At 64.5% G+C, this 15,253-nt stretch carries 14 protein-coding genes and 1 pseudogene; 11 read left to right on the top strand and 4 right to left on the bottom strand.

The window, feature by feature from the left end; all coding sequences use genetic code 11:
* Nucleotides 1-133: 133 nt before the first annotated feature.
* Nucleotides 134-574: an RbsD/FucU family protein gene (locus H5P29_RS05215; protein WP_067955975.1), complete on the top strand. Its 441-nt coding sequence runs from the start codon at nucleotides 134-136 to the stop codon at nucleotides 572-574.
* A 133-nt stretch (nucleotides 575-707) separates the two neighbouring features.
* On the opposite strand, the gene H5P29_RS05210 is transcribed toward H5P29_RS05215, so the two are convergent.
* Entirely contained in the window at nucleotides 708-1,490 is a 783-nt protein-coding gene (locus H5P29_RS05210; RefSeq protein ID WP_154386294.1) for an IclR family transcriptional regulator, read from the bottom strand.
* Between the two features lie 121 nt (nucleotides 1,491-1,611).
* Between H5P29_RS05210 and H5P29_RS05205 the strand changes: the two genes are divergently transcribed.
* From H5P29_RS05205 to H5P29_RS05170, 8 genes are all read left to right on the top strand, one after another.
* Nucleotides 1,612-2,361 carry an SDR family oxidoreductase gene (locus H5P29_RS05205; protein ID WP_067955972.1) on the top strand — a complete coding sequence of 250 codons (750 nt, stop codon included), beginning with the start codon at nucleotides 1,612-1,614 and terminating at the stop codon, nucleotides 2,359-2,361.
* Between the two features lie 14 nt (nucleotides 2,362-2,375).
* On the top strand, nucleotides 2,376-3,260 hold the full coding sequence (locus H5P29_RS05200) for an amidohydrolase (protein ID WP_154386293.1): 885 nt from the start codon (nucleotides 2,376-2,378) through the stop codon (nucleotides 3,258-3,260).
* Nucleotides 3,257-4,798, top strand: a complete 1,542-nt coding sequence (locus H5P29_RS05195; protein WP_154386292.1) for a sugar ABC transporter ATP-binding protein — start codon at nucleotides 3,257-3,259, stop codon at nucleotides 4,796-4,798. Before H5P29_RS05200 ends, H5P29_RS05195 begins: the two co-directional genes overlap by 4 nt.
* Nucleotides 4,795-5,793 (top strand): ABC transporter permease, encoded by a 999-nt coding sequence (locus H5P29_RS05190; protein ID WP_154386291.1) that lies wholly within the window; start codon nucleotides 4,795-4,797, stop codon nucleotides 5,791-5,793. The genes H5P29_RS05195 and H5P29_RS05190 overlap by 4 nt, the downstream gene beginning before the upstream one ends.
* A gap of 104 nt (nucleotides 5,794-5,897) precedes the next feature.
* Nucleotides 5,898-6,845, top strand: coding sequence for an ABC transporter substrate-binding protein (locus H5P29_RS05185; RefSeq protein WP_154386290.1), 948 nt, complete (start codon nucleotides 5,898-5,900; stop codon nucleotides 6,843-6,845).
* A gap of 64 nt (nucleotides 6,846-6,909) precedes the next feature.
* Nucleotides 6,910-7,764 (top strand): fumarylacetoacetate hydrolase family protein, encoded by an 855-nt coding sequence (locus H5P29_RS05180; protein WP_154386289.1) that lies wholly within the window; start codon nucleotides 6,910-6,912, stop codon nucleotides 7,762-7,764.
* 113 nt (nucleotides 7,765-7,877) lie between these two features.
* Nucleotides 7,878-9,155, top strand: coding sequence for an L-fuconate dehydratase (locus H5P29_RS05175; RefSeq protein ID WP_154386288.1), 1,278 nt, complete (start codon nucleotides 7,878-7,880; stop codon nucleotides 9,153-9,155).
* Nucleotides 9,156-9,166: 11 nt separating this feature from the next.
* Nucleotides 9,167-9,943 (top strand): SDR family oxidoreductase, encoded by a 777-nt coding sequence (locus H5P29_RS05170; RefSeq protein WP_154386287.1) that lies wholly within the window; start codon nucleotides 9,167-9,169, stop codon nucleotides 9,941-9,943.
* Nucleotides 9,944-9,949: 6 nt separating this feature from the next.
* Here the strand turns inward: H5P29_RS05170 and cls are convergent, their stop codons facing one another.
* Complete coding sequence (gene cls, locus H5P29_RS05165; RefSeq protein ID WP_154386286.1) at nucleotides 9,950-11,407, bottom strand: cardiolipin synthase; 1,458 nt, start codon at nucleotides 11,405-11,407, stop codon at nucleotides 9,950-9,952.
* Between the two features lie 197 nt (nucleotides 11,408-11,604).
* Here cls and H5P29_RS05160 point away from each other — a divergent pair, with 197 nt between their 5' ends.
* Nucleotides 11,605-12,888, top strand: coding sequence for a glycosyltransferase family 2 protein (locus H5P29_RS05160; RefSeq protein ID WP_182574037.1), 1,284 nt, complete (start codon nucleotides 11,605-11,607; stop codon nucleotides 12,886-12,888).
* Between the two features lie 33 nt (nucleotides 12,889-12,921).
* On the opposite strand, the gene H5P29_RS05155 is transcribed toward H5P29_RS05160, so the two are convergent.
* Nucleotides 12,922-13,605: an aspartate/glutamate racemase family protein gene (locus tag H5P29_RS05155; protein ID WP_154386311.1), complete on the bottom strand. Its 684-nt coding sequence runs from the start codon at nucleotides 13,603-13,605 to the stop codon at nucleotides 12,922-12,924.
* Nucleotides 13,606-13,732: 127 nt separating this feature from the next.
* Here H5P29_RS05155 and H5P29_RS05150 point away from each other — a divergent pair.
* Nucleotides 13,733-14,407: pseudogene (locus tag H5P29_RS05150) on the top strand (MurR/RpiR family transcriptional regulator); the annotation flags it as partial.
* A 3-nt stretch (nucleotides 14,408-14,410) separates the two neighbouring features.
* On the opposite strand, the gene H5P29_RS05145 reads toward H5P29_RS05150, so the two are convergent.
* Nucleotides 14,411-15,244 (bottom strand): helix-turn-helix transcriptional regulator, encoded by an 834-nt coding sequence (locus tag H5P29_RS05145; protein ID WP_154386284.1) that lies wholly within the window; start codon nucleotides 15,242-15,244, stop codon nucleotides 14,411-14,413.
* Nucleotides 15,245-15,253 lie beyond the last annotated feature (9 nt).

Below are 15,253 nucleotides of genomic sequence, written 5' to 3'. Positions count from 1 at the left end.
GCGAAAGGCGAAAGGCGAAAATGTCAGATGGACAGCTTGCGCGCGCAAGCACTTGCCTGCAATTCTGGACTGGAAACTATGGCGTTCAGGTGCGGCCGCCCCGCATCCGCAACCCGCATCTCAGGTGACAAAAATGCTCCTTGGCATCGATCCGCTGCTTGGCCCCGACGTGCTCTACGTGCTCCGCGCCATGGGCCATGGCGACGACCTTGTTATCGCCGATGCCAATTTCCCGGCCGATGCGATGGCGAGGCAGACCGTCTTCGGCCGGCCACTGCGCATCGACGGCGACATCGTCAGCGTCATGAAGGCGGTGCTGTCGGTGATGCCGGTCGACACTTTCGTCGACGACGCCTTCGGCCGCATGGAAGTGGTCGGCAAGCCGGACGAGATCCCCGAGGTGCAGCGTGAGGTCGGCAAGCTGATCGAGGGCACGGCCACCAAGATGGTCGGCATCGAACGCTTCGCCTTCTACGAGCGTGCCAAGAAGGCCTATGCCGTCATCCAGACCCAGGAACGCCGCTTCTATGCCGACTTCGCCGTGCGCAAGGGCGTGGTACCGCCGGGGGGATGAACCGCGTCTTCGGCGCAGGTCTAGGAGAGCCAGAACTTTCCCTGAAAGGGGCGCAGCCGCCCCCTCAACCGCCTGCCGGTACGTAGCATCGAGCTCTGCGCTACGCAGCGCCAAAGCAACGTCCAACCCGCGCCTACGACAGCGACAGCTTGGCCGCGACGTCCTTGAGCAATGCCAGCGTCTGGTCAATGTCGGCCTGCCTGTCGTCGATCCGCAGGATGTAGGGGCAGGTCAGCACGGCGATGGCGTAGCCGTCCGGCGAGAGGATCGGCACCGAGATGTCGTCGATGGCGCGCATCTGCTGGCTCGGGCCGACGCGGTGGCCGAGATCGCGATAGCCGGTCAGGATCGGCTCCAGCTTTTCACGTGCACTTGCCTGCCTGGTGCCTTCCCAGCGCGCAGCTGCCTCGGATTGCGAATGCGGGTCCTGGAAGGCGAGCAAGATATGACCCGAGCTGGTGGTCAGGAGATCGATATGGGCGCCGATGCGGATGCCGAATTCCCAGTTGCCGGGCGGGCTGGCATGCGCCACCACGATCGCCGCGTCGCGGTCGGGCGCTACCAGATGACATGACTGGCCGGCAGCCACCGAAAATGCATCCATCAAAGGCTGAGCCCGCGCCACCAACCGCCTTATCGGCGGATGCCGATGGGCGAGGATGAAAAGCTTCATGGTCAGCGCGTAGCGGTCGCCCTCTGGTGAGCGGCTGACAAAGTCGCGCGCCACCAGACGTTCGAGCATGCGGTAGACCTCGCTTGGCCCACGTCCCATCGCCTCACCGATCTCGGCCCGGGTCAGGCCACCCGGTTGCTCCGAAAGCAACTCGAGAATGTCCAGGCCCTTGTCCAGTGCCGGTGCGCGGTAGCGCTCGTCCTTGTCGACGCTATTGGCGGTCTTTGCCGGCCCTTTTGGCATGACGCGAGATCCTCCCTGTCGACCGGCCCCACGATTCCCCATTGCAAGGTCGGTTCATTTATGAATAGTATGTTCGTATATAGACAGAAGCGCAAGCAGTTTGCTGGGAGGAGCGACGGTTATGCGACTAAGCGGGAAACGCATTTTCATTTCCGCCGCCGCTCAGGGCATCGGCCGCGCCAGCGCGCTGGCCTGCGCCAATGAGGGCGCCCATGTCATCGCCACCGACATCAATGACGACGCGCTCAAAGCGCTTTCGACCGAGCATAAGAACATCGAGACCCATCGTCTCGACGTCCGCGACGGCAAGGCCGTGGCAAGCTTCGCCGCCGGCCAGGCGCCGCTCGACGGGCTCTTCAACTGCGCCGGCTTCGTCCACAACGGCACCATCATGGACTGCAGCGACGAAGACTGGGACTTCAGCTTCGACCTGAACGTCAAGAGCATGTACCGCACGACCAAGGCGTTCCTGCCCGGCATGCTCGAACGCGCCGAAAAGACCGGCGCCGTGTCGATCCTCAACATGGCCTCCATGGCTTCGTCGATCAAAGGCTTCCCCAACCGGCTGCTCTACGGCGCCACCAAGGCGGCGGTCATCGGCTTCACCAAGGGCATGGCCGCCGACTATGTGCGCCGCGGCGTGCGCTGCAACGCGCTCTGCCCGGGCACAGTCGACACGCCGTCGCTGCGCGGCCGCATCGCTGCTGCCGCCGACCCGGTGCAGGCCGAAAAGGACTTCATCGCCCGCCAGCCGATCGGCCGGCTCGCCACGGTCGACGACATAGCACCACTGGTCGTCTATCTCTTGTCCGACGAGTCGCGCTTCGTCACCGGCCAGGCGGTCCTGGTCGACGGCGGCGTCACCATCTAGGCGGAGCGGCGGCCATGATCGAAAGGATCGACGGCCACTGCCACTACTGGACGCTCCAGCGCGGCGACTATGGCTGGCTGACATCAGACGCCGCCGATCTCCAGCCGATCTACCGCGACTTCGGCGCGGCCGAGATGCGCCCGCTGGCGGAAGCCGCCGGCATCGCCAAACGCATCCTGGTCCAGGCAGCCCCGACGGAAGCCGAGACGCAGTTCCTGCTCGACCAGGGCCGCGACGACAAGGCTGTTGCCGGCGTCGTCGGCTGGGTCGACCTGTCCTCCACCGACAGCGTTGCCACGCTCGATCGCTTCGCTGCCGATCCCCTGTTCAAGGGCGTCCGGCCGATGTTGCAGGATCTCGACGATCCCGACTGGATCGCCACCCGCCCGCACCTGGACGCTATCGCAGCACTCAAGCGGCTCGGCCTGCGTTTCGACGCGCTCGTGATGCCGCAGCATCTTCAGGCGCTCGGGCGTTTCGTCGAGGCACATCCCGAGCTCCCCGTCGTCATCGACCATGCTGCCAAGCCCGCCTTCGCCGCTTCTGCCGACGATCCGCGCCATGGCATGTGGCGGTTCGGCATGGCCGAGCTGTCGGGGCACACGCAGGTCTATTGCAAGCTGTCTGGCCTGCTCACCGAATTGCCCGCGGAGCGCCGCGCGACGTCCAAGGCCGCGGCTGAAGCGCTGCACCCGGCGATCTGCAGCCTGCTCGACTGGTTTGGGCCGGATCGCCTGATCTGGGGGTCGGACTGGCCGGTGCTGACACTGGCCAACCCCTTCGCCTTCTGGGACGAGGTCACGGGCCGCCTGCTTGACGGCCTTGGCCAACGCGAGCGCATGGCGATCCTGGGCGGCACCGCCGCCCGCTTCTACGGCATCGCGGGAGGTCGCGCATGACCGCTCTCGTCGTCATGAAGGACATCGGCAAGTCGTTCCCCGGCGTGCGCGCCCTGCACAATGCCCAACTCGAGCTGCTGTCAGGCGAAGTGCATGCCCTGATGGGGGAGAACGGCGCCGGCAAGTCGACGCTGATGAAGATCCTCGCCGGCATCTACCGCCGCGATGCGGGTGAGATCCTGCTCGACGGCAAGCCGGTCGAGATCAACTCGCCGCGCCAGGCCCAGGATCTCGGCATCGGCATCATCCATCAGGAGCTCAATCTGATGCCGCATCTGACAGCGGCGCAGAACATCTTCATCGGCCGCGAGCCACGCAAGGCCGGCGGCCTGCTGCTCGACGAGGCGAAACTCAACGCTGATACCGCCGAGATCTTTGCCGCGATGCATCTGAAGCTCGACCCGCGCACCCCGGTCGGCGGGCTGACCATCGCACGCCAGCAGATGGTCGAGATCGCCAAGGCGCTGTCCTATCGCTCGCGCGTGCTGATCATGGACGAGCCGACGGCGGCCCTCAACGACGCCGAGATCGCGGAGCTCTTCGCCATCATCGCCAGGCTGAAGGCCGAGGGTGTCGGCATCGTCTACATCTCGCACAAGATGGACGAGCTGAAGCGCATCGCCGACCGCGTCACCGTCATGCGCGACAGCGAATATATCGGCACGGTGCCGGCTGCCGAGACGCCAGTCGAGAAGATCATCTCGATGATGGTCGGCCGCGCGCTGACCGACGAACGGCCAGACATTCCCGACCACTCGGGCTCCGAAATAGTGCTCGAGGTCAGGAACCTCAATCGCGGTACGGTCATCCGCGACGTCAGCCTTTCTGTCCGCAAGGGCGAAATCCTCGGTTTCGCCGGCTTGATGGGCGCCGGCCGCACCGAAGTGGCGCGCGCCATCTTCGGCGCCGATCGCCGTGACAGCGGCGACATCTTCATGCATGGCAAAAAGGTCGACATCCGCATCCCGCAAGACGCCGTGCGTGCCGGCATCGGCTACCTCTCCGAGGACCGCAAGCATTTCGGCCTCGCCACCGGCATGGACGTGCGCAACAACGTCGTGCTGGCCAGCCTTGCGCGCTTCGCCGGCCCGGCCGGGTTGCTCAGGGAAGGCGCCATGCACGATGTCGCCACCCGCTACATCGACCAGTTGGCGATCAAGACCCCGTCGGACCGGCAGGAAGTGCGCCTGCTGTCGGGCGGCAACCAGCAGAAGATCGTCATCGCCAAATGGCTGCTGCGCGACTGCGAGGTGCTGATCTTCGACGAGCCGACGCGTGGCATCGACGTCGGCGCCAAAAACGAAATCTACAAGCTCTTGAATGCGCTGGCCCAGCAGGGCCGCGCCATCATCGTCATCTCCTCCGAACTGCCGGAGGTGCTCCGGCTCAGCCATCGCATCGCGGTGATGTGCGAGGGGCGGCTGACCGGCATCTTGCCCGGCGGCGCCAGCCAGGAGGAGATCATGCATTTGGCGACGCTTCGCGGCGATGCCGCCAACCAGAACAAGCAAAAGACGGCAAAGGGAGAGGCCAAATGAGTGCTGCAGCATCCACGGCGAGCACCTCTGCCGTTTCGCGATTTTCCGGCGCGCAACACCGGCTGCTCGCCTTCGCCAGCCTGATCATCCTTGTCGCGGTGTTCAGCTTTGCCTCGCCCAATTTCATGCAGACGTCCAACATCATCGCCATCCTGCAGGCGACGTCGGTCAACGGCGTGCTGGCGATCGCAGCAACGCTGGTCATCATCACAGGCGGCATCGACCTGTCGGTCGGCACGCTGATGACCTTCTGTGCGGTGATTGCCGGCGTGGTGCTGACCTTCTGGGGCATGCCGCTCGGCCTCGGCGTGCTGGCCGCGATCCTGGCGGGGGCTGCCAGTGGCACGCTGTCCGGAACGTTCGTCGCCAAGCTCAAGATCCCGCCCTTCATCGCCACGCTTGGCATGATGTTGATCCTCAAGGGCTTGTCGCTGGTGATCTCGGGCACGCGCCCGATCTACTTCAACGGCACGCCCGGCTTCACCCAGATCTCGCAAGGCTCATTGATCGGCTCGGTCATCCCGAGCCTTCCGATCCCCAACGGCGTGCTGATCCTGTTCCTGGTCGCCATCGCCACCAGCTTCGTCCTCGAGCGCACCATTTTGGGCCGCTTCACCTTTGCGCTCGGCTCCAACGAAGAGGCGGTCAGGCTTTCCGGCGTCAACACCGACCGCTGGAAGATCGCGGTCTATGCGCTGGCCGGCTCGATCTGTGGCATCGCCGGCCTGCTGATCGCCTCGCGGCTCAACTCGGCCCAGCCCGCGCTCGGCCAGGGCTACGAGCTCGATGCGATTGCGGCGGTTGTCATCGGCGGCACCTCGCTGTCGGGCGGCCGCGGCACCATCATCGGCACGCTGATCGGCGCCCTCATCATCTCCGTGCTCGCCAACGGCCTGCGCATCCTCTCGGTCGCCCAGGAATGGCAGACCGTGGTCACCGGCTCGATCATCATTCTCGCCGTCTACACCGACATTCTGCGGCGCCGCAGGCTTTGAGCAAGCTTGCTTCGCGCAGCGCCGGGGTGCTGCGCCAACATCAAGAAGAGAGCGAAAGCGCTCCACCAGCAGAGTTCAACAACCAAGGTTCAATCGGAGGAAACATGTTCACCAGACGCACAGTGATTGGCGCTCTCAGCGCCATGACGATCCTCGGCTACGGCTCGACCATGGCAATGGCCCAGGACAAGATGTACATCCCGCTGATCTCCAAGGGCTTTCAGCACCAGTTCTGGCAAGCGGTGAAAGCCGGCGCCGACAAGGCTGCCGCCGATCTCGGCGTCGAAGTCACCTTCGAAGGCCCTGACTCGGAAACCCAGGTCGACCGTCAGATCGACATGCTGGCCGCAGCGCTTGCCAAAAAGCCGGCGGCGATCGCCTTCGCCGCCCTCGACAGCCAGGCGGCTATCCCGCTGCTGCAGCAGGCCAAGGACGCCAAGATCCCGGTCGTCGCCTTCGACTCGGGCGTCGACAGCGACATCCCGGTGGCCACAGCCTCGACCAACAACATCGCTGCTGCTGCCCTTGCAGCCGACAAGATGGCCGAGCTGATCGGCGGTGAAGGCAAGGTAGCCCTGGTCGTCCACGACCAGACCAGCCGCACCGGCGTCGACCGCCGCGACGGCTTCGTCAATCGCATGAAGGAAGCCCATCCGAAGGTCGAGATCGTCGCCATCGAATATGGCGAGGGCGATCATCTCAAGTCGACCGAAATCACCAAGGCGATCCTGCAGGCCAACCCCGACCTCAAGGGCATGTTCGGTGCCAATGAAGGCTCGGCCATCGGCGTCGTCAACGGCGCCAAGGAGCTCGGCCGCCAGCTGGTGATCATCGGCTACGACTCGGGCGCCCAGCAGAAGGCGGCGATCCGCGACGGCCAGATGGCCGGCGCCATCACCCAGAACCCGGTCGGCATCGGCTACAAGACTGTCGAGGCAGCCGTGAAGGCGGCAAAGGGCGAAGCCGTCGAAAAGAACATCGACACCGGCTTCTACTACTACGACAAGTCGAACATCGATCAGCCCGAAATCGCAGCGGTGCTGTACGACTGATCCTGTGCAACTCTAGCGGAGGCGGTCCGCCGCCTCCGGCTTTTTCCAATCAAGGTGACATCAGATGAAACTGCTCCGCTACGGCCCCAAGGGCAACGAGAAGCCCGGCATCCTCGACAGATCAGGCCGCGTCCGCGATCTCTCGCGCCACGTCGACGACATCGCCGGCGACGTTCTGACGCCCGAAGGCCTCGCCCGCCTGCGCGCCCTCGATATCGAGACGCTGCCGCTGGTAGCCGGCACGCCTCAGCAGGATCTGCGTCTCGGCGCCTGCGTCGGCCGCATCGGCAAGTTCATCTGCATCGGCCTCAACTATGCCGACCATGCCGCCGAAACCGGTGCAGCCATCCCCGCCGAACCGATCGTCTTCAACAAGTGGACCTCGGCCATCGTCGGTCCCAACGACGACGTCGAAATCCCGCGCAATTCGGTCAAGACCGATTGGGAGGTCGAGCTTGGCGTCGTCATCGGCAAGCCCGGCCGCTACATCGACGAGGCCGACGCCATGTCCCACGTTGCCGGCTATTGCGTCATCAACGACGTTTCCGAACGCGAATTCCAGACCGAGCGCGGCGGCACCTGGGACAAGGGCAAGGGTTGCGACACCTTCGGCCCGACCGGCCCCTGGATGGTGACCGCTGACGAGATCGCCGACCCGCAGAACCTCAAGATGTGGCTCGATGTCGATGACAAGCGCTTCCAGGACGGCTCGACCAAAACGATGATCTTCTCGGTGCAGCAGGTCGTATCCTACCTCAGCCGCTTCATGAGCCTGCAGTCCGGCGACGTCATCTCGACCGGCACCCCGCCCGGCGTCGGCCTTGGCCAGAAACCTCCCGTCTATCTCAAAGCAGGCCAGACGATGACTCTTGGCATCGAAGGCCTGGGCAGCCAGAGGCAGCGCGTTATCGCTGCCTGACCCCTTTGGAGCGGGAGGCGTCTCCCAGGCAATCCTTCCGCTCTCGTTTCAGCCGCACGAACTTGCCCTCGAGGCTCCCAGCCTTTCGGGATCGTGCCCAGAGGACCCACACCATGACCAGAATCATCGACATGCGGGTGCTCGACCTGCGTTTCCCGACGTCGCAGCATCTCGACGGTTCCGACGCGATGAACCCGGACCCCGACTATTCGGCGGCCTATGTCATCCTGAAGACCGACACGGCAGGGATCGAGGGTCATGGTCTGACCTTCACCATCGGCCGCGGCAACGAGATCTGCTGCGCGGCGATCGAGGCGATGCGCCATCTGGTCGTCGGCCTGGAGATGGACAAGGTGGCCGCTGACATGGGCGCCTTCTGGCGGCACGTGACGTCGGACAGCCAGTTGCGCTGGATCGGCCCCGACAAGGGCGCGATCCACCTGGCCACCGGCGCCGTCGTCAACGCCGTCTGGGACATCTGGGCGAAGATGGTTGGCAAGCCGGTGTGGAAGCTGGTCGCCGACATGTCGCCGGAAGAACTCGTGCGCTGCATCGACTTCCGCTACATCACCGACTGCATCACGCCCGAGGAAGCGCTCGCCATGCTGCGCGAAAAAGAGCCGGGCAAGGCCGAGCGGATCGCGACCCTCGAGCGCGAGGGATATCCCTGCTACACCACCTCGGCCGGCTGGCTCGGTTATGGCGACGAGAAGCTGCGCCGGCTGTGCCAGGAAGCGGTCGACGCCGGCTTCAACCACGTCAAGCTCAAGGTCGGCCGCGACAAGGCCGACGATATCAGGCGCCTGCGCATCGCGCGTGAGGTGCTCGGCCCAGACCGCCAGCTGATGATCGACGCCAACCAGGTCTGGGAAGTCGGCCAGGCCATCGACTGGGTACGCGACCTCGCCTTTGCCAAGCCGTGGTTCATCGAAGAGCCGACCAATCCCGACGACGTCGAGGGCCATCGCAAGATCCGCGAGGGCGTCGCCCCGGTCCAGGTCGCCACCGGCGAGATGTGCCAGAACCGCATCATGTTCAAGCAGTTCATCATGCGCGGCGCCATCGACGTGGTGCAGATCGACTCCTGCCGCCTCGGCGGCGTCAACGAAATCCTCGCCGTGCTGTTGATGGCGGCGAAATACAATCTGCTCGTCTGCCCACACGCCGGCGGTGTCGGCCTGTGCGAATATGTCCAGCACCTGTCGATGATCGACTACGTCTCAATCGCCGGAACCCGCGAGGGCCGTGTCGTCGAATATGTCGACCACCTGCATGAGCACTTCAAGGAACCCTGCGTGGTGCAGCACGCCGCTTACATGCCCCCGTCCGCGCCCGGCTTCTCCATCGAGATGAAGCCGGCGACGCTCGAAGACTTCCAGTTCCGCGGTTGAGGGAAACGACAATGGACCTGGGGCTGAAGGACAAGATCGTCATCGTCACCGGCGGCGGTGCCGGCATCGGCGGCGCGGTCACACTCGGTCTCGCTGTCGAAGGCGCCATTCCGGTCATCTTCGGCCGCAGCCCACTGGCCGAGGATTTCGCCGCGAAGCTCAAGGCCGTTTCGCCGCGCTCGCTGTTCGTCCAGGTCGAGCTGATGCACGATCCCGAGATCGGCGCAGCTGTCGAGCAGGTGGCAAAAACCTTCGGCCGCATCGACGGGCTGGTCAACAATGCCGGCATCAATGACGGCATCGATCTCGAGGCCGGTTCGGATGCTTTCCGCGAGTCGCTCGAACGCAACCTGATCCACTACTACACCACCGCCCATCACTGCCTGCCGTGGCTGAGAAAATCGCGCGGCGCGATCGTCAACGTCTCGTCCAAGACCGCACTCACCGGCCAGGGCAGCACCAGCGGCTACACCGCCGCCAAGGGCGCCCAGCTGTCACTCACCCGTGAATGGGCCGCCGCCCTGCGCGGCGATGGCATACGCGTCAACGCGGTCATCCCGGCCGAGGTGATGACGCCGCTCTACGAAAAGTGGCTGAAGACATTCGACGATCCGGAAGCACGGCTGGAAGAAATCACCCGACGCATCCCGCTCGGGCAGCGCATGACGACGTCGGAAGAGATCGCCGACACCATCATCTTCCTGCTCTCCGACAAGGCCAGCCACACCACCGGCCAGTGGCTGTTCGTCGACGGCGGCTATACCCATCTCGACCGCGCATTGGACTGAACGCGGCTAAAGCACCGGCCCGAGCATGGCGATGGCGTTGTTCCAGATCTGGCGCGGCCGGCTCCACTTGGCGACCATGCGGTCGCTGATGGGGATGGACGACTCGATATAGCTCTCCTGCCGCTTCCGCACCTCGCCGGTAACGCGTGCGTCGTGCAGCAGGATATTGTTCTCGAAATTCAGCTCGAAGCTGCGCCGGTCGAGATTGGCCGAACCGATCAGCGTCACCTCGCCATCGACCGTCAGCGTTTTCGCGTGCAACAGGCCGCCTTCATATTCGTGGATGTTCACGCCGGCATCGAGCAGTTCGCGATAGTAGCTGCGGCTTGCCGCCGCGACGATCCAGGAATCGTTGCGCCGGGGAAGGACGATGGTCGTTTCGACGCCGCGGTGGCCGCAAGCGCACAGCGCCGCCTGCAGCGGCTCGTCCGGCACGTAATAGGGTGTCGAAATGACGAGCTCGCGCCGTGCGGCGTTCATCAGCGCGATGAACATTTCGGGCATCGCCGAATAGCGCACGGCAGCACCCGTGCCGATGACCTGCGCCGTAAAGCCGGGTTGCGCCGACGGCAGCGGCTGGCGCATCAGCGGGCTCAGGTCCTCCTTGACCTGCGCCATCCAGTCGCTGGCAAACAGATGCTGGTTCTGAAGCACGACCGGGCCCTCGAAACGCATCATCACGTCAACCCAGGGCGCGTACTTCGCCTTGATGGCAAAGGCCGGATCGGCGCAGTTCTGGCTGCCGCAATAGGTGGTCTTGTTGTCGATAACGACGATCTTGCGGTGGTTGCGCATGTCGACTCGCCCCTTGAGCGGGCGCAGCAGCGCGATCCCTACCGGCAGGGCGCGCGCCAGCCTGACCTTGGCTGAAGCCATCTCGCGCCAGTGCGGCGACCGGATCAACCGGCGCGAGCCGATGTCGTCGACCATCACCCGGCACGTCACGCCGCGCATCGCCGCGCGCTTGACCGCCTCGACCATCTTCACGCCGTTGCTATCGGGCAACCAGATGTAGAATAGCAGGTGCACATGATCGGTGGCCGCATCGATGTCGGCGATGATCGCATCGATGGCAGCATCGGAACCAGGCAAGAGGTGAGCCCGGTTTGCACCGACCGGCGCATAATTGCTGATCGATTCGCCGACACGAAACAGCGGCGCGTAGGGCTCCGGGACGCTTGGCTGCTCGCGCCCGTCGAGATCGGTCGTGTTGATCGTGGCAAGCGAGGGCAAGCGCTGGAGCGCGTCGCGCAGCCGGGCGATACGGCGGCTGCCGACATTGGTATCACCGAACAGGATGTACGCGACAACGCCGACCACCGGCGCAACGACGATGACCACGATCCAGGCCAGCCGCGAGGCCGGCTCGCGATGCGGGCGCAGCAGCGCCCGCACGAGATAGACGATCTGCAGGCAGATGGTCAGGTTGACCAGGGCCCAAGCTAAATAGGCGGAAGCGCTCATGTTTGGGGTGGCCCTCCAGACAGTAGGTTCAACCGATAACAGATAATTCGATGCGGGAGCCATAACCCTTGCTCTCGGGGAGAGCGACGGAAGGCCCGGACACGCCGGCAGGCAATTTGTTGCCAAGGCGCTCATGCCGTGCAATGTGCAATGCCAAGAGCGCCAGCCCCGCTCAGCCAATTGCCGGGGAGTTGTCAGTGCACAAGAAGGTGGACGGGCTGTCGTTCGAGACGTCAGCGTCTGATTTGACGCTGCGCGGGCTTTCGCTCAGCGAGCTTGCACCCGAGCCGGTGACCTACCCGCTCGTCTCCTTCATCATCCGAAACTGGAACTACGCCCGCTTCGTCGGATCGGCGATCCGCTCGGTTCGCCATCAGACCTATCCCAATTTCGAAGCCATCGTCGTCGACAATGGCTCGACCGATGACAGTCGACGCGAGATAGAAGCGGCGATCGGGGACGACCCGCGGTTTCGCACGATATGGCTCGACGAAAACCTCGGCGCACTCGCAGGGGCATTGAAAGGCCTGGATGTCGCACGCGGCGATTTCGTCACCTTCGTCGATTCCGACGATTATCTGCTTGCCGACTTTACCGCCATGCATGTCCAGACGCATCTGGCGCTGCCACGGAGCGTCGCCTTCACATCGAGCGCGGTGATCGAGATCGATGCGACTGGCGCGGCATTGGGAACCGGTCTGAGGGGATCGCAGCCCGACACGCGTAAGGGCAGTCTGCGGCGCTCCTTCCTGGTCGTCCGTTTGTCTGAGGTTTCCGGTCCGCAGTTCGACCAGCTCGACGACAGCGTCGTTGCCCATCCACCCACCGAAAACGGCTGGCTGTGGTCGCCGGGCACATCAAACATGTTCCGCCGTTTCCTGCTCGAAACCATCCGCCCGCGCGCCAAATCAGACGTCATGTTCGGGCTTTCGGTCGACGGCCATTTCTGCCGGCTCGCCCATGTATTTGCCGGATCGGCCACGATCGCCATGCCGCTGTCGGCCTATCGGCTGCACGGTAACAACTTCTTTGCCGGCAATCCGACCCTGGACGGGGCCGTGAACGTCTCCGGCCCCGCCAGGAGATTCTTCCCCGCGCGCCGCCGCGAAGCGATGCGTGTTCTCGTCGAAGACGCGGCGTCGCTTTCGGCGAGCATGGGGGCATGGCGCTTCTGGTCCGCGATTGCCCAGGTTCTCGACAGCGACGGCGTCACTTCGGTTCAGGTCTTCGAAGCGCCCGAAGCCCAGGCCATCATCGTTGAGAACCTGCCTGCGCTGTTCGCGACCTTCGGCAAGTGGGACACCTTGCGCAAGCTGCGGCAGCTGATGTCGAGAAGCGCATTGAAGGCTATTCTCCGCGCCGCCGGCCTGAGCCCCGCTGCCTATGCACCGCGCATGGTCGGCATCGAGCTGTCGATGCTCGAAGCCAGGCTGAGGCGCAAGCGTCGCGCCAAAGCTGCACGGCGGAATCCAAGACCCTAAGGACGCCGTCCCGTGAAAGCGTGGCGGCCAATCTCAAGCGGGCACCGGAGACAAGACCCCGCAACCTGTCGGCAACAGTCCAAGCACGCGTTCCATGGCGCAAGGGATCGGCGCGATGATCGGCGTGTCGAACATCGGCTGCAGTTGTTCGGCCGCCTGGCCGAGCGGGCCGCCGCCGATGATGACGGCCTCCGCTCCATCCAGCTCGATGCATTCGCGTACAGCCTCGGCCAGCGACTGCCCGAGAAGCTTTTCGTCGCCGGCAAGCGCGATCGGATCACCCGCCGTGCAGCGGATGCCGGCATAGAGATGGTCGAGGCCAAGATCACGGGCACGACCCGCAATCGCCTCGACAAGATCCGGCGTCGTCGTCGCGACGCCGAACCGCCGCCCGTCGCGCGCGGCCTCGATCATCGAGGCCTCGCAGATGCCGACGACTGGCACGTCGACCCGTTCCCTCAGTGCCGCCAGTCCAGGATCGCCAAAGGCGCTGACGATGATGCCCCGGCAGTCCTGGCCATGGCTGGACCCGATCTCGATGACCTGGTCGGCCGCAGCTTCAAACTGCGGGCCGTTGACGATCATCGGCGGGTTGCGGGTAGCCGTGGCAATCGCCACGGCTACCCGTCCTGCTGCAGTCTTGCGCGCGATGGCATGCATCATGTCGCTGGTTGCCTGCGAGCTGTTGGGATTGATCAACAGGATATGTGACGTCATGCTCATCGTTACGCTCTTGCTTGCGCCTGCCGGGTCGACACTTCGGGTGTCTCGACCTCGGCCGGCTGGGTCAGGTCTTCCATCAATATGCCATAGGTTTCGGGGCCCATCTGGATGCAGAAGGCACTCGCGCTTCGTCAAACGGCTGGGTTATGACAACTACGAAGAAGTCCGGCGCCATGCGCGCGAGGAAAAGCAGACCGGCTCGCGCCTGTTCCTGACGACCTCGACGGATACTGCCGGGGTGCAATCGCTGGGCGCCCATATCGCTCAAGGCATCGCCAACATCGAAGGCACCTTCGCCACCATCACCTACAGCCAGATCGACGCCGCCGTCGAAGCGATGCTGGCCAGCCGCAAGATCTGGGTGCTCGGCTTCCGCAGCAGCCACCCTTTCGCCGACTACTTCCAGTGGCAGATAACGCAGGTGGTGGAAAACATCGTCGCCATACCGGGTGGCGGGGCAGACGCTGGGCGAACATCTCGTCAGCGTCGGCAAGGACGACGTTGCAGTGGTATTCGGGTTGCGCCGCCGCATCGCGCGCATGGAAATGGTGCTGTCGGCGATCGAGAAAAGCGGCGCGAAACTGCTCTACATCACCGACGAAGGGGTGCCCCACCGCCCGGGTGCGGCCTGGCATTTCCGCTGCCAGACACTCGCCCCGGGCCCGCTGTTCAACCACGTCTCGGCGATGGCGATCTGCCACCTGCTCGCCACCCGCGCCATCGAACGGTCGGGCGCTGCGGGCGGACCCGCCTCAGGGGCATCGAGACCATCGGCGACGCGCTTGAGGAACTGTAGTCTTCAGCCTGCCGGCATGCGGTCGCGTACATGCCGGAGGAACAACGACAGAAGTTCGGCCTGGGTGGAGATGGCAAGCCTCTCATAAGCATGCTTGCGATGGGTCTTGACCGTGGCGCGCGAGATGTCGAGGTGAGCCGCGATCGAATCCGAAGAATGCCCGCGCAGCACCAGCACCACCACCTCGCGCTCGCGGTTGGTCAACAGCTCGGCGCCGAAGCTTTCATAGGCCGCCTCCGCCCAACCGGCATCGATGGAATGCCGCTTGGCCGCATGCCGCGCCTTGATGCGTTGCCAGTGCTGGCGAAAGCTCGTCTCGATCAGCGGCAACAGGCCGTTGAGCCTCTCGACAGCCGCGTCGTCGAAGCTCCCGGGCCGGGCGCTGTAGATGCCGATCTCCGTCGTCTCGCCATCGTCGAGGGTCACTGCGATGTCGATCTCCTCGAGCCCGCGCGGCCAGTCGCGGGTGACGTAGCCGATCTCCTCCGTCTCCGCGATGATGATTTCATAGGAGCGGTAGACCTCGCTCTGCAGATAGTGGTCGGGCGCGAGATCGCGGACGCGGTAGACGCCCGAAGCGATTCCCTTGAGATGGCTCTGGTAGAACGGATTGAGGATATAGGTCTGCGCCAGATATTGCTTCAGCCCGTTGCGCGCCCGCTCGCCCTTGAAGTCGTCATGGATATGCAGCGGCGGGCGGCTGCCGCGATAGACGACGATGGCGATCATGTCGAAGGCGACGTGGCTGCGGATCCAGGCGGCCAGGACCGACGGAAACCGCGGAGCGCCGATGGCGCCGACCAGTTCCGCCACATCGCGATAGTCGTCCTGCGGCATACGCTTGCT

Source organism: Aminobacter sp. MDW-2 (assembly GCF_014250155.1).
GTDB lineage: Bacteria > Pseudomonadota > Alphaproteobacteria > Rhizobiales > Rhizobiaceae > Aminobacter > Aminobacter ciceronei.
Note: the sequence above shows the minus strand (reverse complement) of the source record. Positions and strands in the feature narration are given on the sequence as shown.

Excerpts from the sequence above, each read along its gene's own strand:
- H5P29_RS05215 (WP_067955975.1), top strand. The coding sequence starts at position 134 with ATGCTCCTTGGCATCGATCCGCTGCTTGGCCCCGACGTGCTCTACGTG.
- H5P29_RS05210 (WP_154386294.1), bottom strand. The coding sequence starts at position 1,490 with ATGCCAAAAGGGCCGGCAAAGACCGCCAATAGCGTCGACAAGGACGAG.
- H5P29_RS05205 (WP_067955972.1), top strand. The coding sequence starts at position 1,612 with ATGCGACTAAGCGGGAAACGCATTTTCATTTCCGCCGCCGCTCAGGGC.
- H5P29_RS05200 (WP_154386293.1), top strand. The coding sequence starts at position 2,376 with ATGATCGAAAGGATCGACGGCCACTGCCACTACTGGACGCTCCAGCGC.
- H5P29_RS05195 (WP_154386292.1), top strand. The coding sequence starts at position 3,257 with ATGACCGCTCTCGTCGTCATGAAGGACATCGGCAAGTCGTTCCCCGGC.
- H5P29_RS05190 (WP_154386291.1), top strand. The coding sequence starts at position 4,795 with ATGAGTGCTGCAGCATCCACGGCGAGCACCTCTGCCGTTTCGCGATTT.
- H5P29_RS05185 (WP_154386290.1), top strand. The coding sequence starts at position 5,898 with ATGTTCACCAGACGCACAGTGATTGGCGCTCTCAGCGCCATGACGATC.
- H5P29_RS05180 (WP_154386289.1), top strand. The coding sequence starts at position 6,910 with ATGAAACTGCTCCGCTACGGCCCCAAGGGCAACGAGAAGCCCGGCATC.
- H5P29_RS05175 (WP_154386288.1), top strand. The coding sequence starts at position 7,878 with ATGACCAGAATCATCGACATGCGGGTGCTCGACCTGCGTTTCCCGACG.
- H5P29_RS05170 (WP_154386287.1), top strand. The coding sequence starts at position 9,167 with ATGGACCTGGGGCTGAAGGACAAGATCGTCATCGTCACCGGCGGCGGT.
- cls (WP_154386286.1), bottom strand. The coding sequence starts at position 11,407 with ATGAGCGCTTCCGCCTATTTAGCTTGGGCCCTGGTCAACCTGACCATC.
- H5P29_RS05155 (WP_154386311.1), bottom strand. The coding sequence starts at position 13,605 with ATGACGTCACATATCCTGTTGATCAATCCCAACAGCTCGCAGGCAACC.
- H5P29_RS05145 (WP_154386284.1), bottom strand. The coding sequence starts at position 15,244 with ATGCCGCAGGACGACTATCGCGATGTGGCGGAACTGGTCGGCGCCATC.